At 46.2% G+C, this 26,850-nt stretch carries 25 protein-coding genes and 1 tRNA gene; 16 read left to right on the top strand and 10 right to left on the bottom strand.

Features of this window, described 5'->3' with window-relative positions; genetic code table 11:
• Positions 1-4: 4 nt before the first annotated feature.
• Both K2Y22_00695 and K2Y22_00690 read right to left on the bottom strand, forming a co-directional pair.
• A complete protein-coding gene (locus K2Y22_00695; protein MBX9876951.1) occupies positions 5-1,144 on the bottom strand; it encodes a hypothetical protein in 1,140 nt (379 codons plus the stop codon).
• Between the two features lie 360 nt (positions 1,145-1,504).
• A complete protein-coding gene (locus K2Y22_00690; GenBank protein MBX9876950.1) occupies positions 1,505-1,771 on the bottom strand; it encodes a hypothetical protein in 267 nt (88 codons plus the stop codon).
• Positions 1,772-1,909: 138 nt separating this feature from the next.
• On the opposite strand from K2Y22_00690, the gene K2Y22_00685 reads away from it, so the two are divergent.
• The 4 genes from K2Y22_00685 (at position 1,910) to K2Y22_00670 (ending at position 8,797) form a co-directional block, all read left to right on the top strand.
• The gene (locus tag K2Y22_00685) at positions 1,910-3,439 is read left to right on the top strand and encodes an FAD-binding oxidoreductase (GenBank protein MBX9876949.1); all 1,530 of its coding nucleotides are present in this window, start codon (positions 1,910-1,912) and stop codon (positions 3,437-3,439) included.
• Positions 3,440-3,462: 23 nt separating this feature from the next.
• Positions 3,463-4,680: an FAD-dependent oxidoreductase gene (locus tag K2Y22_00680; protein MBX9876948.1), complete on the top strand. Its 1,218-nt coding sequence runs from the start codon at positions 3,463-3,465 to the stop codon at positions 4,678-4,680.
• Between the two features lie 95 nt (positions 4,681-4,775).
• Positions 4,776-5,750 (top strand): hypothetical protein, encoded by a 975-nt coding sequence (locus K2Y22_00675; protein MBX9876947.1) that lies wholly within the window; start codon positions 4,776-4,778, stop codon positions 5,748-5,750.
• 35 nt (positions 5,751-5,785) lie between these two features.
• Positions 5,786-8,797, top strand: a complete 3,012-nt coding sequence (locus tag K2Y22_00670; protein MBX9876946.1) for a CHAT domain-containing protein — start codon at positions 5,786-5,788, stop codon at positions 8,795-8,797.
• A 1-nt stretch (position 8,798) separates the two neighbouring features.
• Here K2Y22_00670 and K2Y22_00665 read toward each other — a convergent pair whose 3' ends face one another.
• Positions 8,799-9,872, bottom strand: coding sequence for a hypothetical protein (locus tag K2Y22_00665; GenBank protein MBX9876945.1), 1,074 nt, complete (start codon positions 9,870-9,872; stop codon positions 8,799-8,801).
• 190 nt (positions 9,873-10,062) lie between these two features.
• Between K2Y22_00665 and K2Y22_00660 the strand changes: the two genes are divergently transcribed.
• The 7 genes from K2Y22_00660 to K2Y22_00630 all read left to right on the top strand — a co-directional run bounded on the left by K2Y22_00660 (position 10,063) and on the right by K2Y22_00630 (position 17,619).
• A complete protein-coding gene (locus K2Y22_00660; GenBank protein ID MBX9876944.1) occupies positions 10,063-11,214 on the top strand; it encodes a lysophospholipase in 1,152 nt (383 codons plus the stop codon).
• Positions 11,215-11,240: 26 nt separating this feature from the next.
• The gene (locus K2Y22_00655; protein ID MBX9876943.1) at positions 11,241-11,939 is read left to right on the top strand and encodes a tetratricopeptide repeat protein; all 699 of its coding nucleotides are present in this window, start codon (positions 11,241-11,243) and stop codon (positions 11,937-11,939) included.
• Positions 11,940-11,969: 30 nt separating this feature from the next.
• The gene (locus K2Y22_00650) at positions 11,970-12,968 is read left to right on the top strand and encodes a hypothetical protein (GenBank protein MBX9876942.1); all 999 of its coding nucleotides are present in this window, start codon (positions 11,970-11,972) and stop codon (positions 12,966-12,968) included.
• Between the two features lie 106 nt (positions 12,969-13,074).
• The gene (locus tag K2Y22_00645; protein MBX9876941.1) at positions 13,075-14,250 is read left to right on the top strand and encodes a tetratricopeptide repeat protein; all 1,176 of its coding nucleotides are present in this window, start codon (positions 13,075-13,077) and stop codon (positions 14,248-14,250) included.
• Positions 14,251-14,262: 12 nt separating this feature from the next.
• The gene (locus K2Y22_00640; protein MBX9876940.1) at positions 14,263-15,237 is read left to right on the top strand and encodes an endonuclease/exonuclease/phosphatase family protein; all 975 of its coding nucleotides are present in this window, start codon (positions 14,263-14,265) and stop codon (positions 15,235-15,237) included.
• Between the two features lie 125 nt (positions 15,238-15,362).
• The gene (locus K2Y22_00635) at positions 15,363-15,767 is read left to right on the top strand and encodes an NUDIX domain-containing protein (GenBank protein ID MBX9876939.1); all 405 of its coding nucleotides are present in this window, start codon (positions 15,363-15,365) and stop codon (positions 15,765-15,767) included.
• Positions 15,768-15,804: 37 nt separating this feature from the next.
• Positions 15,805-17,619 carry an ABC-F family ATP-binding cassette domain-containing protein gene (locus K2Y22_00630; GenBank protein MBX9876938.1) on the top strand — a complete coding sequence of 605 codons (1,815 nt, stop codon included), beginning with the start codon at positions 15,805-15,807 and terminating at the stop codon, positions 17,617-17,619.
• Here the strand turns inward: K2Y22_00630 and K2Y22_00625 are convergent.
• A complete protein-coding gene (locus K2Y22_00625) occupies positions 17,616-18,302 on the bottom strand; it encodes a hypothetical protein (protein MBX9876937.1) in 687 nt (228 codons plus the stop codon). The genes K2Y22_00630 and K2Y22_00625 overlap by 4 nt on opposite strands.
• Positions 18,303-18,553: 251 nt before the next feature.
• Here K2Y22_00625 and K2Y22_00620 point away from each other — a divergent pair, with 251 nt between their 5' ends.
• Together K2Y22_00620 and K2Y22_00615 are read left to right on the top strand one after the other, a co-directional pair.
• Positions 18,554-19,840 carry an alpha/beta hydrolase gene (locus K2Y22_00620; protein ID MBX9876936.1) on the top strand — a complete coding sequence of 429 codons (1,287 nt, stop codon included), beginning with the start codon at positions 18,554-18,556 and terminating at the stop codon, positions 19,838-19,840.
• A 12-nt stretch (positions 19,841-19,852) separates the two neighbouring features.
• Entirely contained in the window at positions 19,853-20,992 is a 1,140-nt protein-coding gene (locus K2Y22_00615; protein MBX9876935.1) for an alpha/beta hydrolase, read from the top strand.
• Between the two features lie 82 nt (positions 20,993-21,074).
• On the opposite strand, the gene K2Y22_00610 is transcribed toward K2Y22_00615, so the two are convergent.
• The 5 genes from K2Y22_00610 to K2Y22_00590 form a co-directional block, all read right to left on the bottom strand.
• The gene (locus K2Y22_00610; GenBank protein MBX9876934.1) at positions 21,075-21,551 is read right to left on the bottom strand and encodes a hypothetical protein; all 477 of its coding nucleotides are present in this window, start codon (positions 21,549-21,551) and stop codon (positions 21,075-21,077) included.
• Positions 21,552-22,205 carry a hypothetical protein gene (locus K2Y22_00605; protein ID MBX9876933.1) on the bottom strand — a complete coding sequence of 218 codons (654 nt, stop codon included), beginning with the start codon at positions 22,203-22,205 and terminating at the stop codon, positions 21,552-21,554.
• Positions 22,206-22,208: 3 nt separating this feature from the next.
• On the bottom strand, positions 22,209-22,703 hold the full coding sequence (locus tag K2Y22_00600; protein MBX9876932.1) for a hypothetical protein: 495 nt from the start codon (positions 22,701-22,703) through the stop codon (positions 22,209-22,211).
• Positions 22,704-22,860: 157 nt separating this feature from the next.
• A tRNA-Arg gene (locus K2Y22_00595) sits at positions 22,861-22,934 on the bottom strand.
• Positions 22,935-22,981: 47 nt separating this feature from the next.
• A complete protein-coding gene (locus tag K2Y22_00590) occupies positions 22,982-23,485 on the bottom strand; it encodes a hypothetical protein (protein ID MBX9876931.1) in 504 nt (167 codons plus the stop codon).
• 226 nt (positions 23,486-23,711) lie between these two features.
• On the opposite strand from K2Y22_00590, the gene lpxI reads away from it, so the two are divergent.
• Together lpxI and K2Y22_00580 are read left to right on the top strand one after the other, a co-directional pair.
• Positions 23,712-24,554 carry a UDP-2,3-diacylglucosamine diphosphatase LpxI gene (gene lpxI, locus K2Y22_00585; GenBank protein MBX9876930.1) on the top strand — a complete coding sequence of 281 codons (843 nt, stop codon included), beginning with the start codon at positions 23,712-23,714 and terminating at the stop codon, positions 24,552-24,554.
• Between the two features lie 166 nt (positions 24,555-24,720).
• Positions 24,721-25,680 (top strand): tetratricopeptide repeat protein, encoded by a 960-nt coding sequence (locus K2Y22_00580; GenBank protein MBX9876929.1) that lies wholly within the window; start codon positions 24,721-24,723, stop codon positions 25,678-25,680.
• A gap of 9 nt (positions 25,681-25,689) precedes the next feature.
• Here the strand turns inward: K2Y22_00580 and K2Y22_00575 are convergent, their stop codons facing one another.
• Positions 25,690-26,133, bottom strand: coding sequence for a prepilin-type N-terminal cleavage/methylation domain-containing protein (locus tag K2Y22_00575; protein ID MBX9876928.1), 444 nt, complete (start codon positions 26,131-26,133; stop codon positions 25,690-25,692).
• Between the two features lie 189 nt (positions 26,134-26,322).
• Here K2Y22_00575 and K2Y22_00570 point away from each other — a divergent pair, with 189 nt between their 5' ends.
• Positions 26,323-26,736 carry a secondary thiamine-phosphate synthase enzyme YjbQ gene (locus tag K2Y22_00570; GenBank protein ID MBX9876927.1) on the top strand — a complete coding sequence of 138 codons (414 nt, stop codon included), beginning with the start codon at positions 26,323-26,325 and terminating at the stop codon, positions 26,734-26,736.
• The last annotated feature ends 114 nt before the right edge of the window (positions 26,737-26,850 follow it).

Here is a 26,850-nt window from a genome sequence, read left to right as displayed (position 1 = left end):
GGTATTACCTTCTTCTGCCGCCACCATGGAATGCGCCGCCACCTTCACGACGTTCGCCGCCCATGCCGCCTTCGCGACGTCGACCGCCATCGCCGCCTTCACGACGTTGACCGCCATCGCCATCGTCACGACGCTCGTCGCCGCCTTCACGACGTTGACCGCCATCGCCATCGTCACGACGCTCGTCGCCGCCCATGCCGTCTTGACGATGACGACCATCATCGCGCATAGCATTGTTCATGCCACCGGCATTGGGGTTTTGTGAATAGAGACGTCCCGGGTCTTGGTTTTGCGGAATACCGTGATTGTTGCCGGACCAATTATTTTTGTGGTACTTACCGTCAGGATTATTGACTTGGTTGTTGTACCAATTATGTTGATTTTGCCATTCGGCGTTGTAGTTGTTTGTGCTGTTGTTGACATACACACGCTTGCCGCCTGCACCGTTGTAGTACGGGCCCGCAGCGCCATACGCGCCGTATCCGCCGCCGCCATACATCGGTGTTCCGTAAGGCATACCATATAGTGAATCAGTCATAGCAGCTCCGGCCATGCCGCCCAAGGCGCCACCGGCTGCTGCTGCAAGTCCTGTGCCAAGCGCGCTGCCACCACTTGAACCACCGCCGGAATTTTGCTCGACGTTGACTTGGGGTTGCTGCTGTTGCTGAGCTTGTTGATTGTATTGATCTTGCTCAGCATAGCCTTGTTGAGGCGCGTATTGTCCTTGCGGCGAATAGTCGCCTTGATATGGTTGACCATAAGCCTGTCCGCCATAGCCGCCGCCATAATAAGGAGGTTGTCCTTGTCCGCCGTAAGCATATGGTGTTTCTTGCGGCAAATCGATTTGTTGACCGGTTTGATCTACATACCACTGACCGCCGTGAGAACCACTATAAATTGCAACAGCTGGACTGTTGACACCGGCTCCCGGCAATGGAATTGCTTGACCTTGTTGATTAATGTAGACCTGGCCGTTTGGTCCGTTCTGGACACGGAAAAGCGTCATGGCTACGCCAGTTTCATACGGTTGTCCTTGTCCAGGCGTTTGCATTTGTGGTTGTGCGAGAGCTGGAAGTTGCGGGGCAATGGAAATTACAAAGGGGGCTTGGATCATCAATGCAATGACCAAAGGCTTGATCTTCATGCTTAATACCTTCTGTGAAACCGTCACTAGCCGGTAATTGTACCGACTGCAGCTTGTCAAGCAAGGTCGATAGTGGTTTCTTGGAAAAAATTCAGGTTGCTCTTGCCTATGTACGTCTCTGCACTGAGGGGAACAAACCCCATCAGGCGGGCGTCTTAGCCCACGGCCATGGACTTGGAAGACACATCAAACATTAAGGAGTCATGAGTGATCATGAAAATTGCGCCTGGTCTGTGGCTGTTTATCAAAGGATAAAGCCTGGATCCATTGAACTTGCTAATGGACTAAATAATTTGGCTGAATTGTATCGTGTGGAAAAACGTCCGGGAGATGCAGAACCGCTTTTCAAACAAGCAATATTCATTTATGAAAACGTTGCCGGTGTTGATAGCTCATTGGTATCACACGCGAAGTATCAACTTCGTTGCCTTTGACTGTTTCAGAGGCGTCAATTTTTAGGCCGAGAATATTTATGCCATGCTGTTCTTGTGCTACCGGAGGCTGGTTTAATAGACCGTAGCCGACTGATTGTTTTTCGCCGTCGTCGTGGTTCCATGGTACGTACATAAGGGTGGCAACCGCCAATTTAATGCCTATTAGTAAGACAATTTTTTGTGGTGAATTCATTGTCGCATCCTCAAAGTTCAGTAAGGGTCATGAGGGGTATGCCTCTTTCGTCATAAAAGTTCCGTTACAAAGGCTCTGTTTAATATAGATATTGCGCTCTCAGGGGCATGTTAGGGGAACACCTGGGGAGGCATTATCGTGGCAGAATGTAAACTTTCACGTCGTTTATTTATTGCTAGAGGTCTGGCAGCCGCTGCCGGCTCAGTCTTTATAGCTCCCGGTGTTAATGCCGAGCTCATTGCCAGAGGGTTGTATGGAAAAAAAGAGCTCGATATTACGGCTCTAAAAAAGTCTTTTAAAGGTGAATTGTTTACGCCTAAAGATGAAGGCTTCAATAGCGCTGTCTATGGAGAACTCTGGAATAAGTTGGCAGTAAATCCCAAGCGCGCACCGCAATTGGTGGCTAAAGTCACCAACGACGATGATGTTATTGCTGTCATAAAGTTTGCCAAGGAAAATCAATTGAAAGTTGCGGTGCGCGGCGGAGGGCACAACTGGTGTGCACCGTCTATTCGTAGTTCGGGAGTTATGATTGATCTTTCCAATTTGACCAAAGTTATTTCCATAGATACGGAAAAACGCATTGCCGTCACAGAACCTATCGTCAGCAACAGGGACATGCAAGCGGCACTTAATGCTAAGGGCTTGTCCTATCCGACAGGACATTGTCCGCCGGTAAAGATGAGCGGTTATCTATTGAGTGGTGGCATGGCATGGAATCAAGGCACTTGGGGACCAGGTGTAGGTAGCATTGAAGCGATTGAAATGGTCACATCTGACGGTGAGCTTATAACCGCCAGCAAAGATCAAAACCAAGATTATTTTTGGGCGGCACGTGGAGCTGGCCCTGGACTATTTGCAGTTTGTCTGCGCTATCATCTGAAGCTGTATCCTTTGCCTCAGTATATTGCCGCTAGTGTCTTCTACTATCCGTACGACAAAATTGTTGAAATTGCCGAATGGCTAGGACCACTGGCCAGTCAATTACCTAGCTCGGTCGAGCTTAGTCTTTTTGCTGTTCAGGCGCCGTCTGAGTTGGCTGAGCAATGCAAAGCAAATAACGGCAAAGTGGCATTAGTTACAGGCACAGTCTTTGCTGATACGGAAGCTGAAGCAAAGGATGCTCTGGCGCCTCTAAATAATTGTCCATTGATGGCTCAATGTTTGCAGAAGACTATTGCTGAAAAGACGGATTTTGAAAAACTATTTGATGCATCCGGCGCACTTTGGCCGGGAGATTTACGCTGCCGTGTGGATGCACTTTTCTCAAATGCCGAATTGGCTGATTTGTTTAGGGCAACCAAAGAGCATTTTCAAAAACTTGAATCACCAAAGACCGTTTTGATGTTTGCCATATTCACAGGCAAGAATGTACCTGCGCCTCTTTTGGATGCAGCGTTTTCTATGACTGGCAAGCTGTATGGCGGGCCGTGGACAATGTGGGACAACGAAAGTGATGATGCCAGAAATCAGGCTTGGCATGAAGAGTGTATGAAACTTTTGACTCCACTTATTGTCGGGCACTATGTCTCAGAGACAAACACGGTCGGTCATCCGGAATATGCTAAGGCATCGTATAAAGCGGAAAACTGGTCGAGACTGGAAGTATTACGTAAGAAGCACGATCCTCATGGGGTGTTCTTCTCGTATTTTGATGGGTTGAGCTAGGCATTTCTGTATAGGATTCGAAAATGACAGAAATCAAGACGACGTGTTGTGTCGTGGGTGGCGGCCCGGCTGGAATGATGTTGGGGCTTTTATTGGCGCGCGCAGGCTTGGAAGTTGTTGTATTGGAAAAGCATGGGGACTTTTTGCGCGACTTCCGCGGCGATACTGTTCATCCTTCGACTTTAGAACTTATGTACGAGTTGGGCATTCTAAATGAGTTTTTAGCACTTCCGCACCAGAAGGTTTCTCAATTGGGTGGTCAGATTGGTACAGACTTTGTCACTATGGCTGACTTTTCCTATTTGCCTACCAAGTGCAAGTATGTGGCCTTTATGCCTCAATGGGATTTCTTGGATTTCTTAGCCGATCAAGGTAAGAAGTATTTAGGCTTTTCCGTGCGAATGAGTACTAAGGCAACTCAGTTGATTGAAGAGAATGGAGAAATAACAGGTATTGTCGCCGAAGGTCCGGATGGTGAAATTAGAATAAAGGCTGATCTTGTAGTAGCAGCCGACGGGCGTGCCTCAATTTTACGAGAGCAGGCAAAATTGCCGCTGCAAGATCTTGGTGCGCCAATGGATGTTCTATGGATGCGTTTGTCCAGACTGCCATCTGATCCGCCTCAGACATTAGGACGTATTCAACCCGGTGTTATGTTTGTCATGCTCAACCGAGGGGATTATTGGCAATGCGGATATATTATTGCCAAAAATGCTTTAGAAAAACTGCAAAGCGAAGGACTTGAATCATTTCAGAAGCGTGTAGTTAAGATAGTGCCCTTTACCGCAGACAGAGTTGGCGAACTGAAAAGCTGGGATCAAATCAAATTGCTGACAGTGCAAGTAAACAGGCTTAAGAAGTGGTATCGCAAAGGATTGCTTTTCATTGGCGATGCTGCTCACGCCATGTCCCCAGTGGGTGGAGTCGGTATTAACTTAGCTGTTCAAGATGCGGTGGCTGCTGCAAATATCTTGTACAAGCCGCTTTCAGAGGGTAATTGCACTGAAGAGGACTTGAAGAAGGTCCAGGACAGACGTACTTTTCCAACTGTTGCAACACAGGACTTTCAAGTTGCCGTACAAAACAATGTCGTTAAGCCGACTCTTGAAGGTACAACGGTTTTAGGCGCACCATGGCCCGTGAAACTTTTGAATCTTATCCCGCCTCTAAGGGGTATTCCGGCAGCTGTCATCGGCAATGGCTTTCGTCCGGAGCATATTCGCTCACCGGAAAAGAAGTAACAAAAATACTTGTCAAGTGTAGGAATTGCCCGAAATAGCGGACAACCTAACTTTCTATAATTTATTGCTTGACTATCTGGTGTTTAATTACCACCATGAAATTATTTAGATGGTTATTGTTGCCTGCATTGGCGTTCAGTATTTTGGTTGGCTTGCCTGTCAGCGCGCAGCTTAGTTTGGAAGACGGTCCATACGACTATATTCCGGTGCCACCGCCTCCTCCTTCATGGAGTCCTCCACCACCGCCACCGCCACCACCACCTCCACCACCGCCTCCGCCGGTGATGTTCATTCCGCCGTCTAATAATCAGGTCTATACGCCACCAATTGTGGTGCCGACAGATGTGACGCCTGTTACGCCTAATTACACGACAGGCAATCTTCCTTTCAAGGGTTCCTTTGATAGTCCGTTGGCGCTTAATGGTGTCAATGAAGTTTCCGACAAGAATTTTCCAAAGCCGGAAGACGCAAAAGGATCAACTGACTGGATTATCATCAAGACAGCAAGCGGATCGGAATGTGATCGCTTAAGCCCATTTTCCTTCGAACTGAAATCCGGATCTATTCTTGTCTCTGTCAAACAGCCATCGCATCTTGCATTGATAAAGACTCCGTTTGGAACGATTGCAGTGTCAGCTAATGGTGATGCGCAAATAAGTCTTGATAACGGTGTGCTGAGAATATTCAACCTTACGGGTCGTGGCGATTCCATCATGGCTAAACTTGATCAGGGCCCTTTTGCCGGACCTGCAGATCCGACGGTTTGCATTCAGCCAGGCTATGAAGTTATTGCCTGTGAGCGAAAATTGACAAGAAAAGAACTTAGACCAACCGATGGTGTAGGCAGACGTTATTCCAAAGTTATGGAAAACGGTCATATGGCGGTAAGTCAATATTCTGTCGAGAGTCTGCTTAACACAAGTGTGCTGATTGCCGACATGACGCAGAAGGAAACAGGCACAAAGGAAAGACGTATCCTTGGTGATGTGTCTAAAATGGCAGCCGTTCTCAACTACATGAATGGCACGCAAGGCTTTATAGCTGAAACTCAAAATTCTACTCAAAAATAATGCGTAGAATTTTTAGCCTAGTTTTGAGCCTAATATTGATTGGGCCCTTTGTTTCTACATTTGCCTCGACAACAGATTCGCCTGTTAAGCAGGCCGATAAACTTTACGACGCAGCAAAGGCCACTTATGAAAGCGGTAACTTGCCTCAAGCTATTGCTTTGATGCAGCAAGCAGTGGAGATGGAAAAATCTCTTAAAAGGCATTCTCCACTTGTGCGTAGCCTGTCAGCACTAGCGACCATACTTGTAGCTAACAATCAGACATATGATGCACGCAAGACATATGAAGAAGCTTTAGCGACGGCAAAGCAGTTCCAGTTGATAGACGACGCTTTATCAATCACGATTAGCCTTGGCTCGTTGTCTATGCAACAAGGAAATCTTGTCGAGGCGAAGAAATATTATGAACTAGCCTATGCTGATGCTAAGGCGAATAATATGGCCGCCATTACTGCCAATGCGCTTATGAACCTGTCTGTTGTTGAGAGATCTCAAAATCATCTAAAAGAGGCTATGTCTTATTTAGACAAAGCTTTACCGATTGTGGAACAAAGCGGATCAGATGCGGAAATGGGACGCTTATACATGGAAATTGGACGCGTTCAGGCAGATTTGGGATCTGTGAATGATGCTTTGGACAATTATCGACACGCAAAGGAGAAATTCAACCAGGATTTTGACACTGCTTCTGAAGGCAAGGCATTAATGGCGTCAGGTCAACTACTTGCCGGCAAGGCAAGATATGACGAGGCATTGGCTCAGTTACAAGAAGCACAGAAGGTGTTAACGCAGGACGATGTGCAGTCGAAATTGCTATTGATAGATTGCCAAACTAGTTTAGCCGCCATCAGTACCGCTCAAGGAAAGTTTGAAGAGTCAAACAAAATCTTGAGCGATGCACTGTCATCTGCCAAGGCATTGAAAAACTCCGATAGAACAAGAGCAGTCTTGTCCGAATTGGGTTACGTTCAATTTGTCAGTGGCAATGTTGAGCAAGCTCTCGATAAGTATCTCGCCGCTTATGCGCTGCTTGGAAAAGATAGTGGCAAATCAGGAACGATTAAAGCAGTTCTCACGACTGACCTAGCCATGTGCTATAAGTCGCTAGGGCAGCTTGATTTGGCAATTAAGAACTATGAGCAGGCTTATGCCATGCTGGCTGCTTCTGCCGACACGAGAGCTAAAGCGCTTGCAGCAAATAATTTAGCTGTTGCCTATTTAGACAACGGAAAAATAGCCGAGTTTAATAAGATATTTGCTGAAGCATCGGCGCTTTTAGCATCTCTCAATGATAAAAAAGGGCAAGCAATATTAGCCTATAACTTGGGACAATCGAAATTGTTTTCAGGCAAGTCCGCTGAAGCCATTGCTGATTATCAATCAGCTCTTTCTTTAATCCGTGGCGCAGGCGATAAAAACCTGGAAGGTCAGGCATTGCGTGGAGAAGGACTTGCTTACTTGCTTAGTTCGCAGCCGGACAAGGCAATTGATTCTTACAATAAGGCTATTGCATTGGCTGATGCAGGCAACACGGAAGCTCGCTGGGATTGTCATCTTGGATTAGGTAAAGCCTATCGAGCTCTTGGGCAAACCGACGCGGCATTAGCGTCCTTGAGACAAGCAGCGGAGATGGCTGAACAGGAAAGAAGCCAATTGTCTCGCGATACTTTTAAAACATTCAATTTGGATTTGCGTCAAGATTGCTTTTATGAGCTTGTTGATTTGCTTGTACAACAAGGACATGCAGAGGAGGCTCTGGAGATTGCTGAGAGAAGTAGAGCACGTGCATTTACTGATTTGCTGGCGGCAAGACAAGGTGTTGCGCACTCACTAAGTGCCAATGGCGGAGAAGATTCGTTAAATTCAAAAGTATTGCCGTCCGATCTTACGCATTTGTCACAAGAATATTCGACGGCAAACAATGTAACTTCCAAAGCTCTGTCTCTGGCTGAGCTGAAGCAACAAGTAGTTGATCATAATGCAGTCTGTTTGGAATTCTATTCATTGCCGGATAAATTGCTTGTTTGGTTGATTGATGCGAATGGCTCAATCCGTTTGTTGCCGGCGCAACCTATATCACAAAAGCAATTGCGCAAGAATGTTGTTGAGCTGTACAACCTGCTCATAGCTCAACCGAAATCCCTTGAAGAAATCAAAAAGCAAGGGCAATTGCGTCAAGCAAAGCTCAAGCAAATGCATAAGCTTTTGCTGGGATCGGCAGAACCACTTTTAGCGGGCAAGCAATTAATTATTATCCCGCATGGCCCATTATTTCTGGTGCCATTTGCGGCTTTGATGAACCAACAAGGTAAGTTTGTTGTAGAAAACTCTGTACTGTCCGTTGTGCCTGCAGTCTCCGTATTGCAGTCTACTGCCAAGCTGCGCGATTCTTCACTCAACGATAATACGCTGATGGCCTTTGGCAATCCCAAAACAGAAATATTTGCGACTTTGGGTTCGTTGCCATACGCAGAAAAAGAAGTTGTTAAAGCTGCTGAATTATTCGGCGCTGCTAAATCTACTAAACGATTGGGAGTCGATGCAACACGAGCAACTTTTGTGAGCACCGCACCTAAGTCGTCGGTTGTGCACATGGCTTGTCACGGCATTATTAATGAAGAACAGCCGACTTTATCAGGCTTGGTCTTAGCCAAAGATGGCAATGACAATGGCTTCATGACGGTCAAGGATATTCTTAGCTTGCCGCCGCTGAAGTCGAAGCTGATTGTCTTGTCTGCCTGCCAGACTGGACGCGGCAAAATAACAGGCGACGGCGTCATTGGTTTATCGCGTGCTTTTATTGCAGCAGGCACGCCTTCGGTAATCGTCAGTCATTGGAATGTAGATGATGTAATTGCCGAATTCCAAATGGAAGTCTTTTACAAGACTTTGTTGGCTGGTAAAGGCAAAGCAGAAGCGCTTAGAGAAGCGCAATTGCAGACCATTTCTACAATGGAGGGATCGATGGCTGATCCAAGTTCACCAACATTTATACGCGCTAATCCACGCTACTGGGCTGCGTTTCAACTTATTGGTGAAGCAAAGTAAGTTAATTCAACTCGCCGGCTTTAGCTAACTGGTATTGTTTGCCGACTTTTGGTGGGAATAGTGCCGGTTTGGAGATATCCATGCGTAGTCCGCCGTAGACGCGGAAGTTGACTCCGGCAAATCCGGGGCTTTGGTTGGCGCCTATGTTGAAGATAGGTTGTGCGCGCACGAAAGCGATGATAGGAAGTTTGCGTGTTAGTTGTCGGTCTATTTCAAAGGTCGAAATGAAGACTTGGTTGTTGGCGCCACCGCGAAGGCTTGGCACACCAAAGCTGCTGACCAGAGTTGTGTTGGCAGAAAGCGCCCATAGGTTTTTTCGATAGATTGCACCAATGGTGTAAAACTGGTCACCTTCCTGCCAGCGGGTGAACATATTTCGCCAACGCAACTGACCCATGATACTGCTGTAGAGAATGGTTGATTGACCGACACGACGCACTAATGTCACCGATGGCAGAATATCGGTGAATGGCTGCGAGCCCGTCATGAACAATTGCCTGTTGAATAGCCCTGTTGTAAGTGTGGTCTTAGGCGTTAGTTGGAAATCCCTGTCAACTTCAAAGCCAACCGAATGAATATTGCGACTCATCAGTGAATTGTGAAATGCGTACTGATCTCGCAAGAAGAAGTAATTTGCCGATACGCGTGTCTTGCGGGAAAGCGCATAACCCATAGTGATATTGGGCAGTATGCGGTAAATCATGTCTTGCCTGTAGTGGCTGCTAGTTTGAAAAATATTTGTTTCCAAACGCAGGCTGTTTTCTACAGTGCCTGTTAAAAACATGCGTGCCGGCAAATGAAAGAGGATGCCTTCTTTGGCATACTGCATCGGGTTTGTTCGAGAAGGAAGCTGTACCGGCACCAGATCAATAGGCATCGTATCGGGAGATGCTTGCTCAACTGCATTGAGAGTCTGTTGCACAACATCAGCCTGGACTGTTCCTGGTATCAGATTTGTTTCAGTGCGTGCAGGAATTGCCGCCGGAGGCGGTGCCAATGACTGAGCTTTAGCTTCTTTGCTCAAGGCAAACAAACTGACGGCTAAACAACAGATAGTGACGCCCGCGCGGGACATACCTTAGTACACCCTTTATAACTAGGTTTCTAGTGCAGATAATCTGCTAGGAAATTATAGCTTTCAAGTGTGTGTTGCTGAATTACAAAAACATGATGTTAAGGTTCTCAGTAGATTGAGCATATTTCTACTTAAAGTTGAGACAATATGCTCCTATATTAAGTAGGTATCGTGTAGGACTTGAGAACTGATGACTCAGGACTTAAGCAAACGTCCATCCAGGCTCGCTAGCTTGATAGCGGCTTCTATTTTGGCGTGCGTTTCCAATGGAGCTTTTGCACAAGACCCTTCTCAAGGGGTTGCTGATACTACGAGTACTCAGGTTGAGCATGTTCATGACTCCGCTGAGCAAGTCGACATCAAAGACCTGAAAATCCCGGAAAACTCTTCGGCAATTTACGTAATAAAGCCGCCTATGCCAAGTGCTGAAGAGTCCGCCAAGTTGATTGGTAAGAAGAAAGCCATTCAACCGCCTGCTGAAGAGAAAAAGCCGGCAATTAAGCGTCGTACGACGCCGCCGATGATTACCTGGCAAAATCCGGACAAGCCTGCCCGCTGTGTCCTTCTTTGTATTCATGGATTAGGACTCTATAACAAGAGCTATGAAGATTTCGGTAAGCGCATGGCTGATTCAGGAATTGCCGTGTGTGCAATTGATGTGAGAGGCTTTGGTTCCTGGATGGCTGCCAAGGGTCGTGAAAGCGTAGATTTTGATGGTTGCCTAGCTGATGTGAAGGCGACATTGAAAGTGCTTCACCGAGTCTACCCGCATTTGCCGATATTTTTAGTCGGCGAATCAATGGGTGGAGCGATAGCTTTGCGCGCCACTTCGATGTATCCGGAATTAGTTAGCGGACTTATTTCTTCCGTACCTTCCGGAGATAGATTCCAGCAAAAGCGTACGGCATTGCGCGTAGCTGTCCATTTATTGTCATCGCCTGATAAACCATTCAATGTTGGTGAAGGTGTAGTTGAACAAGCAACTGAAAAACAAGAATTGCGTGATGCCTGGCTTAACGATCCGCTCGATAGATTGAACATTTCTGCAAGAGAACTTTTGCAGTTTCAGGGCTTCATGAATCAAAATCATGATAGCGCCAAGGCAATTGTTGATAGACCGGTGCTCATCGTGCAGGGTTGTAAGGATCACCTTGTAAAACCTGAAGGCACTGTCGAACTTTATAACGAGCTTGGCACTCGTGATAGACAATTGATTTTAGTCCCACGCTCGGAGCATTTGATTTTCGAAGCAAATCAATGCCCGGATGATGTGCTCAAAGTTGTTACTGATTGGATTGATGCACATCTAACACACAAACAAGCAGTAGGCACCCATTCGTAAACACTGTGACTAGCAGGAGACAAAATATGTTTCGTCCGTCTAAACTTCAACTGGCAATTGCCATAACCGCATTTGCAATTACTGCAGCACAAGCAGTGCCACTTTCACCATTGGAAGCAGGGAAAGCAAAATTAGCCCAAGGGCAGTGTGCTCAGGCTGTAAAACTTTTGGAGCAAGCAGTTAAGGCTCAGCCAAATTCTTGTGAAGCGCATTTGTGCTTAGGCAAGGCTTACGTGAAGACGAAAAACCTCGTCAGTGCCCGTACACAATTTAGAGCAGCAATTCGCACCGGTAAAGGTTCGGCAAATGCCCAGCAAGCAAACAAATTGCTTATGGCCATGCCGCAAAATATGGTTTGTCCAAAAACCGGTGCAGCAACAAGATTGCTTGCTGCAAATCTTGGACTATTGATGAGACAAAGAGGAGTTGCAGGTACAAGTGCAATGCCGGCAGTATTGGATTTTTATGCCAGCTGGTGCGAACCATGCAAACAACTCAAGCCGATATTTGATAAGGCTAAGACCCAATATGGCGACAAGATTCAATTCATGAGCATTAACGTGGATGATCCATCCAACGAGCAGCTCATGGATCAATATGAGGTGAGCCCAATACCAACAATTATCTTTATCAACAAAGATGGTGAGGTAGTAAGCTATTCCCTCGGTTTCTCTGGTGACCGTCCGATTAACGATGGCATTTCCAAAATTTTGCCTTCAAGTTAATTACACAAATACTAGTAAAGGACCGTTTAGATGAAAATCAAAATCGCAGGCAGTTTAGCTATTGCCGCTGTTATTCTCACAATGCCAGTTTGTCAGGCCCAGGATTACCTGGACATGATAAGAGGATTTATTGGTAAAAGCGGTGGTTCGTCACTTAATCAGTCGGTGGTAATCACCAATTTGAATACCAGACAAGCGCAATTGGATTCTCAAATTCAATCCGGTGTTGCATCAGGACAGCTTTCAAGACAGGAAGAAACTGAGCTGAAAGCCGATCTTAACCGCATTGCCAATCTGCAAGGTCAGTATCTTGCTTCAGGCAAACTAAGCGATTGGGCGATTCAGAATTTGTTGAATGAATACAACACTTTCACAATTAAATTGCAGACTTATTTGGACAATTCAACCGTAGCCGGAAACAGCAGCTATAACTCCGCCTGGTTTAATCGCTATGGTCGCGGCAATATGTCCGGTAACCCAGGTGATCAGTCACGCTTCCGTGCCAATGTTGACACGAAACAGGCGATGATTGACGCAAACATAAATCAAGCTGCAATGGCAGGTACACTTAGCTGGTCGGAAGCAAGAAACTTCCGCAACCAGTTGAATGCCATTACCAACACGGAAAATTCCATGTTGGCAGACGGCACGCTTAGCTATAGAGATGTGCGCAGTTTGATCAACTCGCTGAATACGCTTGAAAATCAAGTAAATATAGCTATTCAAAAAGGGCAGCGTTATGGACGTAGCAATACTGCCCGTCGCCATCATCATCATGGTGGTGGATCTATTGATGAGCGCCAGTCTTTCATCATGCAGCGTATCCAGAGAGGGATTGCTTCCGGTCGTTTGACCCAACGCGAAGCAAATAACCTTATCCGTCAAGCGCAAGAGCTTGAGTCATTGGAAGCAAGGCTAAAACAGTCCAATCATGGAATGTCTTATGCCGAGCAGCATATGTTGGTGGCTCAAATTGACCAATTGAATCAAAGGGTCAGCAAGGAACTCAACGACAAGCAAGTACAGTAATTTTGTGACCGGCGGCCCTAACGGGTCGCCGAATTAAATGTTATGAGACGTAAACGCCTTTGCAAAAAGGCGTTTTCCTTTTTGTAAAGGCGGGTATGTACTGCCCATGGTAAATAGGGGCAGAAAAGGTTTTATCGCTCTATGCTTGGCGTTATTCTGCGCCGCTGGGACGCTTCCTGCGTACGCAGTATCTGAGAACGTCCAGAAGTGGGAGAAGCTTTATAAAGCCGGCGTTCAGGCTGTGGAAAAAGGCGAGTACTGGATAGCTAAGCCAACACTTTTGGAAGCCCTAGAAGTAGCCAGAAAGTTTGATCCAAGCGATATACGCATAGCCCAAACTCTTGATCAGGTGGGACGCTACTACACTATTCGGGGGACGTTCCAGCTTGCTGAACCTTATTTGGAGGAGGCTGTTTTAGTTAAGCAGCGAGCCTGGGGTGTGGAGAGCGACGAACTTATTCCGGCTTTGGGTTCTCTTTGTCGCTTCTATATGCTCTATGGCACAAGGTCAAAAGCTGATCCTGTTGCCGAGGAAGTGCTTTTCTTAGTCGGCGGCAAAATGAAGGAGCCTGTTTGGAAGAATAAGGGCAAGGTAAGGCTGAAGCCAGGCGAAGCAATTGAAGCATGGGTAGGACTTGCTGATCCTAAAAGACGCAGTCCGGCATTGGACTGGGCTATTGTCTGCGAAGATCTCGGCTACCATTATCGAATAGCCAAAAATTACGACATGTCGCAGCGTTTCTTTGAGGCTGCATTGGACGTAAAAGCAATGGCTGTTGGAAAAGAGCACTTATCCCTGGCAGTTGCTCACGATTATTTGGGTACTCTATTTCTGGAAACAGAAGATTATCCTCAAGCTGAGTCCAATTTGAAGGATGCCTTAACTATTACCGAAAGGATTCTTCCGCCGGAGAGTTGGGAAGTCTATTCGCGTATCGACAAGTTAGGCAGATGTCTTATCAAAGAAAAGAAGTACAAGGAAGCCGAAGTGCTTTACCGCAAGGCGCAGCATCTCTGGGATGAAGCTCCGTCCAAGTATGGCGAGGAAGCTCGTGCCAAATTTGCCCTCGGTTGTTTGTATGCCGACGCGCATAATTTCTCTGCCGCTGCTCCTGTACTCCATCAAGCGTTGGAGATGTCCAGACGCATAAATGGACCGGATTCGATAAATGTTGTGCCGTACATGCGCAAATACGCTTACGTGCTTTACTATCTGGGACGCAGATCAGAGACAGACAACTTGCGCGGTCGCTCTGACATCATCTCAGGCAACAATCGCTAGCGAAGATAGACAATGTCATACAAGCGCAAGACTTTTGACATGTTCTACATGTTCCATTCAGCGATTTTGATGACGTTAGCTTTTGCCGGCTTGTTTAGCTCGACGGGATGGTTCTCTGAACTCTGTAGCCACTTCTACCTTCAGTACTTTATCGTATTGCTGGTTCTGCTTGTTATTCTGGCTCTTCGCAGACGCTGGAAATTGTGCCTTATCGTCGCGCCCTTTGTTCTAATTTGTCTATATAAATTATTGCCGCTATATTTTCCCAGACCACACATTGCATATGACCATTCGCGGCGTCTTGCAGTAATGACTATTAACGTAAATACGGCAAATCGAAATATAGGCGGCGTAGTGGAAAGAATAAGGGAGTATCAACCGGATGTGATTTGTTTTGAGGAAGTAGACAACTGGTGGGTGGAGGAACTTAAGTCTTCGCTTTCAAAAGAATATCCATTTGCTGTTGCTGAACCCCATGACGATAATTTTGGAATTGCCCAATTAAGCAAATTGCCGATGCAGAGTCGTGAAATTTTGCAGCTGGGAGATCCGCCAGTGCCTGCTGTTTGGTGCCAATATGCGCTAAACGGCAAACCGGTATCGGTACTCTCCATCCACACCTTGCCTCCAGGGAGTCCGCTTCACTTGCATGTTCGCAATGGTGAATTTGCCGCCGTAGCTAAGCTGCGTGAAAAATTTGGGGACTGCTGTGTCATAGCCGGGGACTTGAACTGCACGCCATATTCTTCGGATTTCGACAAGTTTGTCCATGACAGCGGCACTTACAATTCAATGCAAGGGTTTGGCGTGCAATGCTCTTGGCCGTCTCTTATGCCCTTTTATCCATTTTTTCTCATTCCAATTGACCATGTGCTGGCAACACCCAATCTAGTTTGCACAAAAAGGGTAATAGGAATGCCTATGGGCTCCGATCATTTTCCCGTATATGCCGAGCTATTCTATGCCGACACCACGCTTAGGAAGTGATGCTGAACGATTAGTGTTTGTATGTGCTATTAGAAGTAGCGTAACTGCTAATTACTAAAAGATAGAGTTCCATGCTTTGCATGTGAGTAACTCTGTGTTTTAATTCTTGTGGAGGCACGGCATCAATGAAAGTCACAGCAGGCGTATTGGTTTATCGAGAAACTGATAAAGGTCTTGAAGTACTCATTGTCCATCCCTCGGGCAACTACAACCGTCACAAGCCGTATGGTATCCCTAAAGGTGAGCTGAATAAAGGCGAAGACCTTGAAGACGCTGCGCGTCGTGAGCTTTACGAAGAGACCGGTGTCATATGCCGGAAGCTCTACGATTTGGGATACTGCGACTACCAGAAATCAGGCAAGCGAGTATATTGTTTTGCCGCAAAGGGAGCTAAATCTCTGCGCCCTGAATGTACCAGTTGGGAGATAGATGACGCGATATTTGTCTCTATAAGGAAAGCCCAGAGGCTTTTGCATCCGGATCAGAAAATATTCGTTAAGCGATTGAAGCAGTGGCTGGCAAGCAAATAATTCATGGGATAATGTCCCAACTGAGGTTTCGATTGCCATGCCGCCCGTCATTAGTTGCCAATCTATAACCAAATCCTATAGCCATCGCCCTCTTTTTCAAGAGTTATCTCTGACTATCGGCGATGAGGATAGAGTGGGCATTATTGGACCGAATGGCTCCGGTAAGTCCACGCTTCTCAAGATTATCGCTGGACTGGTGGAATCTGACGCTGGTGAAATTGTTCGACGCAAGCATCTAAAAGTGGCGTATGTTGCGCAGACCAACATATTTCCTGATGCTAAAAGTCCAAGACAGATTGTCACCGGTTCGATAACAGAAGCAATAAGCGATGCAGACCGCAATGCCAAGGCTGAATTATGGCTAACCAGAGTTGGTTTTGCCGATTTTGATTTACCTGTCGCGCAATTATCAGGTGGTTGGCGCAAGCGTCTTGCTTTAGCAGTGGCGCTTGCTGAAGAGCCTCAATTTCTCATTCTCGATGAACCGACTAACCACCTTGATTTGGAAGGTGTTTTGTGGCTGGAAGAGTTTCTGCAAAATTCTTCAATACCATTTGCTGTAATCAGTCACGACAGGAGTTTTTTAGAAAACATCACTAATAGGACTATTGAACTCAATGCGCAATATGCAGAAGGCTACTTGAGTGTGTCAGGCCCTTACAGCCAATTTTTGCAAGCGCGTGAAGAATATATGGTGGCTCAAAATCATGAGCAACAAGCGCTAGCCAGCCAAGTCCGTCGAGAAATTGCCTGGCTTAGTCGCGGTGCAAGAGCAAGACAAACCAAATCTCAGCACCGTATAAAAGAAGCCGGAAAGCTCATTGAGGAATTAGCTGAAGTAAAAGCACGCAATTCAACGAGCGCAGTCGATATCAATTTCAATGCATCAGGCAGAAAGACTAAGGAACTTGTCGTCTGCAAAGGAATTGCAAAGTCATATGCGCAGAAGAAACTATTCAGTAATCTTGATCTCGTACTGACACCTGGACTCAAATTAGGATTATTGGGCACCAATGGTAGTGGTAAAACAACGCTGCTCAAGGTACTGGCTGGCAAAGTCGAGCCGGACACGGGAACAATTAAGCGCGCTGATGCGCTTAAGGTCGTTTGGTTTGACCAGAATCGTGAACAGCTTCCGCAGAACATCACTTTGAAAGAAGCGCTATGCTCCAGCGGTGATACTGTCACTTATCGAGATCGCTCTATACATGTAGCTACTTGGTCGAAAAAATTTCTTTTCAAGCCTGAACAATTGAATCTTCCGGTGAGCTATCTGTCGGGTGGTGAACAAGCAAGAATTTTCATTGCTCGACTTATGTTGCAGCCGGCTGACGTACTTATCCTTGATGAACCAACAAATGATTTAGACATCCAGTCGCTCGAGGTGCTGGAAGAAAGCCTTGAGGATTTTCCAGGCGTTGTCGTGTTGGTGACACACGATAGATACATGTTGGACACTATTTCTACTCAACTTTTGGCGTTAGACGGCAAAGGTGGTGCGTCCTACTTTGCCGATTATTCGCAATGGGAATCAAAGCAGGCTCAATTAGCAAAGGAAAGTAAGAGTCAATCTACCGCAAGTGAAAAGTTGTCGACAAGCAATTCGACACCCGATCAAGGTAAAAAGCCGCTATCGACTTCTGAGAAAAAAGAACTCAATACGATAGGCGAAAAGATTGAAAAGGCGGAATCGAAAGTAGCACTTTTAAAAGAGCGTATGCATGATCCAGCCATTGCTCATGATCACATGAAATTGCAGGAGTGTATGAAGGAACTAACCGAAGCTGAAGTAATAGTGGAACAACTCTTTGCTCGGTGGGAGAATTTGGAGTCGCGACATAAGTCTTCTTAGCGGATTTGATTCAGAAGTCCCTGAATAAAAGGCTTACATTTCTTGTATTTGTCTTTTAGACGCTGTAACTCTTCTGAGTGTTTGTGATTGGTTGTAGAAGTTGCAGAGTAAGTCTGATTATTCATGCTTGGTGCATCGTAAATATTCAAGACTACCGTGGATGGTTGATAGCCAACTGGAAACCAGCCGCCAACAGCTCCTGCAAGTACAGGACAAATTATGTGTCCGGTCTTGTCGTAAAGATTGACCATTTCCCTGCTTCCGACAGTCCTGGCTTGGTTAACGATAGCCAAGTCGGATTGCTTTATGAAAACGTTGTGATAGACCTGTCCGGTAAAGGGGCTTTTGAATACATCACGATCTAAATCCCTTCGATTATCTTCAATGCGTAGACAGTAAGTTGGAATGCCACCATTGTCTTGGACATTCAACCTGAATTGACTATCTTGAACATTTCCCTTAAGTGGTGCATCGGGAACCGTAGCTTTATCTAGAGTGCCCTGTCCTTGAATTCCTGTTCCAGTACCGAAGTCGCTTACTCCGCCCTGCAGTGTGACTGGCTTGCTTTTGTAGTGCCCAGGCAAAACATAGTCGGTGAATCTTTCGCCACTTTGCTGCTGATGATAGTCGAGTGCAGTTTTTGGTAACTGCTCTGCTGAATAATTGCTTCCGTATTCGCCCATGGCGCACTCCTGCCTGATCCTTTTGCCAGCTTAATTTAGTAATGAAGCTTAGACCAGGGTGACAATACGGCAGAATCTGCGGAAAATACGCCGGACACCCCTTCTAAACTTGACTTAAGCCTCCAGGCTTCATAAGACGAACTTTAGGGGTATGAGCAGAAGTGGCGCCAATTGGGCTGCCGTCGCGTGTTAAACTGCCAGTTTGTCATGCTTTGGCGGGAGAAACTGCCGGAGATAGGAGACCCTTTAGTATGGTAAATTCGCGGTTTTTGGCTCTTACAGGTCGGTCTATTTGGCTCGTACTGGTTGCTCTTTACATGTGCCAGCCGTCCCATGCTCAGACAGCCCCCAAGCTTGTTCGTGTCCCTCTCTACTTTGTCACCGACAGAAACTTGCAGTCGAATGACCCTGAAAAGGGACCGCAATTCGGACCACACCGCAAATACATTGCCGAATGCCAGCATGACCCATTTATGGGCACAGGCTATTGCGTAGTCGAAAACAAGGCGGGCAAGCAACTAACTCCTAATCTTACTGCTTTGGGTTGGGCACCAGCTGGCGCTCGTGAAAAGTTGGGTGCAGTCAAACTCAATCTTATTGAAGGCAAAGATTTTGCCTCGATACAGAGTCAGTTCTATTCACAATTAGCTGCATCCGGTGAGAAATCTACACACAAAAATGTGTTGCTATTTGCTCATGGCTACAAAAACAGTTTTGATTCCGCATGGCATACTGCTGCACGCTTCAGCTACACATATGAAACGCCGGTTGTATTTTATTCTTGGCCATCAGTGGCTAAACTAAGATCGTATTCTTCGGATGAGAATAACAACGAGTGGAGCCAAGAGCATTTCAACGATGTTCTTATAGAGCTTGAGAAACTTTGCCTGTCGCACCCAGATCTAAAACTAAGAGTGTTTGCTCATTCTATGGGTAGCCGTCTGGTTGTACGCGGTACTCCTCTTCTTAGAGAAAGACCGTATGTTCTTGAAGTCGCCTTGGTTTGTCCGGATGTCGACCAGGGACTGGTCAAACATTATGCCCGTCGCTACCTCAGCACAAAAGGGACAGCGAAAATTAGACTCTACATGTCGCGCCGTGATAAAGCACTTGCCTTTTCGCAAATTCTTCATGGTGGCTACTGCCGCTTGGGCGAGTGCGCCGACTCTATCGCCTCTTTGATGACGCCGGCTCAGGCAAAGACGACTGCTGAAGATAGCGCTGACGAACAACGCCTCAAAGAGCTAATCGAAAAGACTAAGCACAGAATGCAGACCATTGATTTCACTTCGCTTGATAGTGGACTTATTGGTCACCAGATACCTGTTGAACTCATGGACAGCATGTCTTTCTATGATGTACCAGGAGACGGCTTGAAACTTACAACCGAAAAATCCGGACAACGCAGCCGCGTCAGTAACGCATTCTCGAAAATGACTCGTCTTAAATCAGACACGATAATGTCGGCTGACTCTTGCTTTAGAGTTGTACGCGATGGCAATACTGATAAACGCGTGGCCGCTAAACCAGCGAAATAGGAACCTACTTCTATGCGCGTCGCTTGTCTGTTGGTCGCATTTGTACTTGTGTGCCTGACTGCCTGCACGCCAAAACAGGATGAGACGCTAAGTGTAAAAGACTGGCTTGTTGTGCCGGTGTTTTATGCCACCAATAGAGTCTACGACGGTATCAATGGCGCTATCTCCTATTCTGACGACCCAAACAACAAGGGTCTTCTCTTTGGTGTCAAAAACATGGTGGTACCTGCACCAGTTATGATTGATTTGTCTCCGGTTAACCTGAACCGCAATTGCTGGAGACTAGTGCATTCGAAAAATGCCGGACAAATGCCTACGGTGAAAGACGTTTTGCTTCCGGATAATCAAATTGCCGCAGATAAGATTGTCACAGCGTTCAAAAATTATGCCGCAGGCGCTGGCACAGGCGACAGCATAATTTTTGTACATGGTTGCTGCGCAAACTTTGATACATCCATGAAACGAGCCGCTAAAGTAGCGGCGAATATGGGCTCGCCAGTGTTGCTATATGACTGGGTGTCGCCTATAGGCTTCAGACGTTATTTGCAGAATGAAACAAGAGTCAAGCAAACAACCGATGATTTCTGCCGATTTCTAAATAAGATTGACACTATTGCCGAACCAAATACCGTAACGCTCTTAGGACACAGCATGGGTGCTCAATTTGTCGACGAAGCTTTAGTGCGCAGAGCCATTCGTTCAAATATTGCCAAGCTCAAGCCTTACCGCGAAGTGATTATGTCTAATGCTGACGTTGATGCCAGATCGTTTCTCAAGCATACAACTGAATTTACTGGTAACGCTAAGCAGACACGCATTTATATTTCCAGCAACGATAAACCACTCAAGTATTCCGCTCTGGCTCACGGCGGTTACGAAAGACTTGGTGAACCAAGATCGCTCTTAAAAGATCTTGTCGGCATTAATGCAACAGAAGTCATAGACATAACTGAAGCAAACACCGGACATGAAATCCCGTTTTCAATTTTGGCTAGTCTGCACAGCAACAATCCAAAACTGCTGGGAAGCAAATTCAAGTTGCAAAAGGTCGCACCAGGCTTTGCCACAATCAAGAAGCTTACGAATGAGATGCCAGCTTCCGTACACAATGAACCTCGCTCGGAGTCATGTGTGGCTTGTGGTTCGGACTAAGAAATTCCTGCCCGGCAGGATCCGAAGCTGCGACCTAATGGATGACTAGTATTAATTGTCGACTGCTCTCTTGATTTTAAACTCAGGTGAGTTCTGCTAATTTTTTTAAATAGGTCAGCAATTGTTCTGCATCATTGATTTGTTTCTTGAGCGTCTGGGGTTTTGGAGAATAATTACTTTCGTAATCTGCCTCTACTCGTTCGTCGCAAAGTTCTTGGAGTATCTTAGCAATACTTTGTCGATATCCATCCTTCTTGCCCTGTCCGAGTGCTTTTTTAAATCGATTGCGTAAGTGCCCGTGTATGCTCCTGAGGCTGTTCTCGGCCTCTCTTATTTCGTCGCGTGAAAAGTGTTCACCGCCTTTTTGGCGTTCTGCTAAGTTGAGAGCAAAGTCATTTTCTCTGTCTTTTAAGTAAGCTTTAGCTATATTGAAAACAGAGTAATAAGCTCTACTTATTGCGCAACGTAACTTAGCTTCTTGGCTCCCGCCGGACTCTAAATTGGCGGCGACTTGTTGTTCTTTGGCTAAGTCCAAATATTGCTGCCAATCAAAGACCATCTAGAATGCAAGCCTCAATGATAGATAGTTGCTGCTACGCTCAGAGTTTGGTAGCCACCATTCATAGAGTGAATCACGACGTTTGATTGCCTCTTCAAATGGAAGGGAGGTGTATATCTTAAGAACTAAATGATCTGAATCTGGTTCTTCCGGATTGTGCAATAAGCTTAGGTGCAGTTCTTCGGTTTTAAATTTGGTACGTATTTTAGCTATGCATTCATGTATAAAAGCTGCAAGGTAATTATGTTTTGTCAAAAACTGTTCTACTAAATTGCTATCAATGATTGTGCATTCGGTGCTGAGTGATTCAAATCTTGCGCTTGTAGATTCAGTCGCTATTGTAATTGCTTTGAAAACATAGTTGGGGCTTGGAGTGTTTACAGTGGTGAGGTGGTGTCTGCTGCCTGAAACAGAAATCGTAAGACTCGATTGTTCCGATATGCTAGTATCTGATGGTAGTACGGCTGTATCTATTTTGAGTGGTCCACGGTGTCCAGTTTTGATATGTGCCGTTTGATGCTTGGATCTTTTGTCGGTTCGTTTCGTCTTTGAAGGACGGAATTTTATGACTTGTCCGCTCACTGCAGCATTGACAAATGTGTCTGGATAAGGTTCGCCGGATAGTTGATTGATATAGAATGAGTCAATAGCCATGATTTATTTGGTGTTAACCCGCTTAATGAGAGCCTTAATAGGTAATTCAATAGTGCCTAAATCCGTTGTCTCGTATCGAAATGAAACCTTAAGCCTATTTTGTCCTTCTGATACCAACATACCTTTTCGCAGCTCTGTCATCAGTAATTGGAGATTGACTTGTGAAAATTCGTGACCAGGTTTAAGCTCAAGGTCCAATTCTTGTTTTATCGGTTCCTGTTTTGGGGGAGTAATCATTGCCCACAGTTTTATCTTTTTTGTGGTCTCTATTTTGTCAGTAAGTTTGAACACGGCGTGTGCCCAGACTGCAAATGGTACGGCAAAATCTGTAATATCCGAACTTGCGTCAGTTTCAATGGTCATTGTGAGCCCTGGCAGAATGCCTATCAGACTTGTTTCTCGTTGTTTTCCTGCATCCGTGAGAATTTTTCGACAGAAAGTTCCCCACACAAAGGTGAGTGGCGAATTGAGCTTCTGTCCTGATAATTTTTTGGGCATAACTCTTCCTTACGAAATCTGATATCAGAGTATAAATGGTCAGCTATAGCAAAATGAAGATTATGGGACGGCGCTATTCGTCCATTATCCTAATTTTGGTATGTTCAATTTAGCCAACATTGGATGACTTACATTAGTTTGAAATAGATAAAAAATTCCTGCCCGGCAGGATTCGAACCTGCGACCTCATGGTTCGTAGCCATGCGCTCTATCCAGCTGGGCTACGGGCAGAAGGTTTTTAATACTACCACAAAAGGATATTTGGTCAGGAGCGGCGCTTAATACTTCCGCCGCCAGTGCAGCACGCTGCCGTGGACGTTGCTGGAGGTGCTGGAAGTGCCTGAAGAGTCGCCAGTGGAGGGTGTTGAGCCGCCATAGCCGCTATAGGGCTTATAAGCTTTTAGTCCTGGATATGTCGACTTGGCTTGAGCCTTTTTCGGTTTCAGCTTGCCTGGCTGGGCGTTCATGGCATTAGGCGCTGGCGGTAGTTTTGGCGGTACGCCGTTGAATACTTTGGGCAGGTTGTTGGGTGCTTGGGGCGAGCCCTGGAAATAAGACTGGAAGCTGGCTCTAGGCAATGGTTGAGCTGCAGCTGGGGCGTTTGCTCCACCGGCTCCGCCGCCACCTGTCTGATTTGTAATAATCGGGCTTTCGTCTATGACTTGCACCTGCTGGCGAGCCATGTAAAAGTGTTTGAAGTTGGGGTCTGCCTGCCTGCCGTCCTGCGCGAGGACTGGGGCGGCAATGCCGAGGGCGAGAAAGAGCGCGAAGACTTTAGACATGATTTCCCCACGAAACGTAACGAATTCCCACAGACCGGGCTACTTATATATAACCTGAATCGTGTTTATGAGCCCAGTTTAATTCTATTGAATCCCTGATGTCAAGCCGGTCCTGTCTTATGAAAGGGTCTAGGCTTAGACGATTGCGGCGGAAGGGAAAGACCGAAAATGATAAACTTGGCAAGCTTTAAAGGCATCATTGCTGTATCGCATGTAAGGAGTAGTCGTGTTGAGTCCGCAAGCAACAGTCACTGAAAATTCCACCAAGCTTATAGGTCTTGTTGCCGGTGAGGGCAAATTGCCTGAGATGCTGGCTCGCTCTGCCAAAGAGAAAGGCTATAAGATATTTGCTCTTGCGCTCTCGGAAGAAGCACAAGCACGAGTTGAATGCCATTGCGAGAAAGTGCATGTGGTGGCACCCGGACAATTGGGACGCAACTACAACTTGATGAAAAATGCCGGTGTAAGAGACGTTGTCTTCATCGGCAAAATTCCGAAGCTGAATATTTTGCAGAATTTGCACAAAGTTGACTGGATGGCAGTGCGTGAATTGTCGAAGTTGCAAAACTTCAATGATGACACCATTCAGAGAGCAATGGGTGATTTTCTCGATAGACACGATATGCGCGTCTTGTCGCAGTCTGACTTCTTGCGTCACTTGTTTCCTGAATACGGGCCAATTACTAAGCGTCAACCGACAGCAACAGAATATGTCGATATCGATTTTGGTTTCAAACTAGCCAAAGAAGTTTCACGTCTTGATATTGGTCAAACAGTAGTGGTTAAAGATCAAATGATCATGGCCATTGAAGCTGTCGAAGGTACCGATGAAGCAATTCGTCGTGGTGCTAATCTAGCAAGAGGGCCAATAGTCGTAGTGAAAGTGGCAAAGGAAAATCGTGATGAGCGATTTGACACGCCCACTGTCGGCATGAGCACATTGGAGGCTATGGCCAGCAAAGGTAATGGTGGCATCCTTGCTGTCGAAGCCGGTCACACAATGATTGTTGACCAAAAGGAAATGATTGAATTTGCCGAAGCGCATGGCATTGCCATCCTGGCTGTCTAGGGAGCGTAACAAGAGCGCCGATGAGGCGGTCGCAGTGGAGCGTACAGGGAAGTGCCGGACGGCAAGCGAAGGTGGAGTGGAACGAAACCGGAGCGATAAAAACGGGGTTTACCCTGCGGTAATTGCAAAATGCCGGTGGCATAATGGGGTCTGAGGGAAATTCTGCATGTTAAAAAGCCGCAGTTCAATTGCCGGTCTGGCAGTATGTGTTCTTATAGTAATGGCTTTTATGAGCCGGGCTGTAGCTCAGCTACCTCCTGCAGAAGAGACGGAGCAAAAGAAGCTTATTGCTGCCGAACACTATTATTTGGCCAGCTATTACATTCGTCACTGGAAATTCAAACAAGCTCAAATTGAGTTGGAAGAGGCAATTCGCTTTTATCCAGATTTCAAAGCTGCGCACAGAAATTTGTGTTTGGTTTGCTTGATGACCACTAATCCGCTCCGGTCTTTTGCTGAGTTCACCGTCGTAATTGGACTTGGTGAACCGATTCCGTTTACTGCTCAAGAATGCAAGGACTTGGATGCTAAGGCCGCCAAAATGCATTACGAGCTTGGTCTGACAAATGCGACCGTGCGTAAATGGAAGGATGCCGTAGCCGAGTTTAAGTGGGCATTGGTTTATTCACCCGATAATGCGAAATACAGCCGCTCGCTAGCTTTCGCTTATGCCAATCTCGGTGATTTTGCCGAAGCGGAAAAAGAATACACAACTGCATTTGCCAGTGATCCTAAAGATGGTTTTTCTCATGCCGATTTTGCGTTTCTTTTGTCTGAGCATGGTCAGCCGAAACGTGCCATGCAGCAGATGAATCAGGCTGTTCAATTGGAGCCGGAAGCGGCAGCCTTACATGTTGATTTAGGATGGCTTGCAGAATCTGCCGGTGACTTGGTTAAGGCTGAAGACGAATTCGCTAAAGCCGTTGAAATGTGCCCGACATATCCCCAGTTGTGGTTGCACCTGGGACGCCTGCAAGAAGCACAAGGCAAAAATGACAAGGCTCTTGCCGCATATCAGAAAGCACTTAAGCTCAATCCAAATGAGCAAGAGGCAAAAATGAAATTGCGCAAGTTGCATCCGGGCATCGAAAATGAAACCGACGATCGCAAGCCTGTGGTTAGCTAATTTAAAATCTTATGGTTGCAGCGTTATGACAATGGCGTTTTGACCATAGCCTGTAACAGTGTAGGCTCCGTCCCGTGGTACGTTTGCTTCGTAGGCAATTTCACCCTGAGATGATGCTGGTGAACCATCAGTTGGGTAAGCTGTCGAATTATCAAATGGGTTTTTCAGCTTGTCGCCTTGAATACCTCCGGCAGCGCCGTCACCGCCCGGGAAGTAATAGGTGAAGTCACCAACGCTTGTTGGATAGACTCCGGAATGATCCGTCGCATAGGATTCAACAGCAACGTGAGTGGTGTGAGCGTTAATCTTAACGCCTGACTCTTTTGCTTTGGTCGACGCACCAAAGAAGTTAGGCAGTGCGGTAGCGGCTAAAACGCCGACGATAATAACTACCACCAGTAATTCAACCAGGGTAAGACCTTTATTTGATCTAGGTGTCTTTGCTCCTCGCATAAATTCCCAGTATCAATACTGCCCCCTTAATCCGCCTATAACCCAAAAGTACTACTAGTTGATTCATCACAAATGGTGATTGCCCATTTAATGTTTCAAACTAACGAACCCTTGGCATCCATTAAATCTATTATAGACTTCAAGCCTAATTTGGAAAATAAGGGCGATAACTATTTTGGGGGATAAAATTTGAAATCTAATACTAAATACCTATCGTTTAATACAAAAAAGCGTAGGGATTACGTTCGAATTACAGATGAAGTAGCCGATTTTTTAAACGAGAGCCAAATTAAGGAAGGAATGATTTTGGTGTCGGCCATGCATATAACAGCCGGCATCTATGTTAATGATTGGGAGTCCGGACTCATTAAGGACATTGACGCCTGGGTTGAAGAGCTGGCACCTGTTAATCCTGACTATCACCATCATCAAACAGGTGAGGACAATGGCGATGCTCACTTGAAGCGCATGCTTATCGGACACCAGGTTGTCATCCCTGTTACCGGCGGAAAGCTGGATTTAGGTCCTTGGGAGCAAATTTTCTACGCGGAATTCGATGGTCAACGCAAAAAACGTGTCATTTTGAAAGCAATTGGATTCTAAGTGCTGGAATTTGATGGAATCTTGATACGACTGCGCGATAATAGATCATCGGCAAAAAAACGGTACACCAGTTGGAAACCAGCCGGTCAACTTCCCTTAGGGATGAAGGAGGAA

The organism is Candidatus Obscuribacterales bacterium, from assembly GCA_019744775.1.
Classification (GTDB): Bacteria; Cyanobacteriota; Vampirovibrionia; order Obscuribacterales; family Obscuribacteraceae; genus SBAT01.
The sequence above is the reverse complement of the archived record's forward strand: the minus strand, read 5'-3'. Positions and strand labels throughout refer to the sequence as shown.

What these genes read in the sequence shown, in the direction of transcription:
- K2Y22_00615 (MBX9876935.1), top strand. Translation starts at nt 19,853, where the DNA reads ATGCGCGTCGCTTGTCTGTTGGTCGCATTTGTACTTGTGTGCCTGACT.
- K2Y22_00600 (MBX9876932.1), bottom strand. Translation starts at nt 22,703, where the DNA reads ATGCCCAAAAAATTATCAGGACAGAAGCTCAATTCGCCACTCACCTTT.
- K2Y22_00580 (MBX9876929.1), top strand. Translation starts at nt 24,721, where the DNA reads ATGTTAAAAAGCCGCAGTTCAATTGCCGGTCTGGCAGTATGTGTTCTT.
- K2Y22_00675 (MBX9876947.1), top strand. Translation starts at nt 4,776, where the DNA reads ATGAAATTATTTAGATGGTTATTGTTGCCTGCATTGGCGTTCAGTATT.
- K2Y22_00630 (MBX9876938.1), top strand. Translation starts at nt 15,805, where the DNA reads ATGCCGCCCGTCATTAGTTGCCAATCTATAACCAAATCCTATAGCCAT.
- K2Y22_00650 (MBX9876942.1), top strand. Translation starts at nt 11,970, where the DNA reads ATGAAAATCAAAATCGCAGGCAGTTTAGCTATTGCCGCTGTTATTCTC.
- K2Y22_00575 (MBX9876928.1), bottom strand. Translation starts at nt 26,133, where the DNA reads ATGCGAGGAGCAAAGACACCTAGATCAAATAAAGGTCTTACCCTGGTT.
- K2Y22_00635 (MBX9876939.1), top strand. Translation starts at nt 15,363, where the DNA reads ATGAAAGTCACAGCAGGCGTATTGGTTTATCGAGAAACTGATAAAGGT.
- K2Y22_00590 (MBX9876931.1), bottom strand. Translation starts at nt 23,485, where the DNA reads ATGTCTAAAGTCTTCGCGCTCTTTCTCGCCCTCGGCATTGCCGCCCCA.
- K2Y22_00605 (MBX9876933.1), bottom strand. Translation starts at nt 22,205, where the DNA reads ATGGCTATTGACTCATTCTATATCAATCAACTATCCGGCGAACCTTAT.
- K2Y22_00625 (MBX9876937.1), bottom strand. Translation starts at nt 18,302, where the DNA reads ATGGGCGAATACGGAAGCAATTATTCAGCAGAGCAGTTACCAAAAACT.
- K2Y22_00680 (MBX9876948.1), top strand. Translation starts at nt 3,463, where the DNA reads ATGACAGAAATCAAGACGACGTGTTGTGTCGTGGGTGGCGGCCCGGCT.
- K2Y22_00695 (MBX9876951.1), bottom strand. Translation starts at nt 1,144, where the DNA reads ATGAAGATCAAGCCTTTGGTCATTGCATTGATGATCCAAGCCCCCTTT.
- K2Y22_00690 (MBX9876950.1), bottom strand. Translation starts at nt 1,771, where the DNA reads ATGAATTCACCACAAAAAATTGTCTTACTAATAGGCATTAAATTGGCG.
- K2Y22_00610 (MBX9876934.1), bottom strand. Translation starts at nt 21,551, where the DNA reads ATGGTCTTTGATTGGCAGCAATATTTGGACTTAGCCAAAGAACAACAA.
- K2Y22_00660 (MBX9876944.1), top strand. Translation starts at nt 10,063, where the DNA reads ATGACTCAGGACTTAAGCAAACGTCCATCCAGGCTCGCTAGCTTGATA.
- K2Y22_00645 (MBX9876941.1), top strand. Translation starts at nt 13,075, where the DNA reads ATGGTAAATAGGGGCAGAAAAGGTTTTATCGCTCTATGCTTGGCGTTA.
- K2Y22_00655 (MBX9876943.1), top strand. Translation starts at nt 11,241, where the DNA reads ATGTTTCGTCCGTCTAAACTTCAACTGGCAATTGCCATAACCGCATTT.
- K2Y22_00620 (MBX9876936.1), top strand. Translation starts at nt 18,554, where the DNA reads ATGGTAAATTCGCGGTTTTTGGCTCTTACAGGTCGGTCTATTTGGCTC.
- K2Y22_00640 (MBX9876940.1), top strand. Translation starts at nt 14,263, where the DNA reads ATGTCATACAAGCGCAAGACTTTTGACATGTTCTACATGTTCCATTCA.
- K2Y22_00665 (MBX9876945.1), bottom strand. Translation starts at nt 9,872, where the DNA reads ATGTCCCGCGCGGGCGTCACTATCTGTTGTTTAGCCGTCAGTTTGTTT.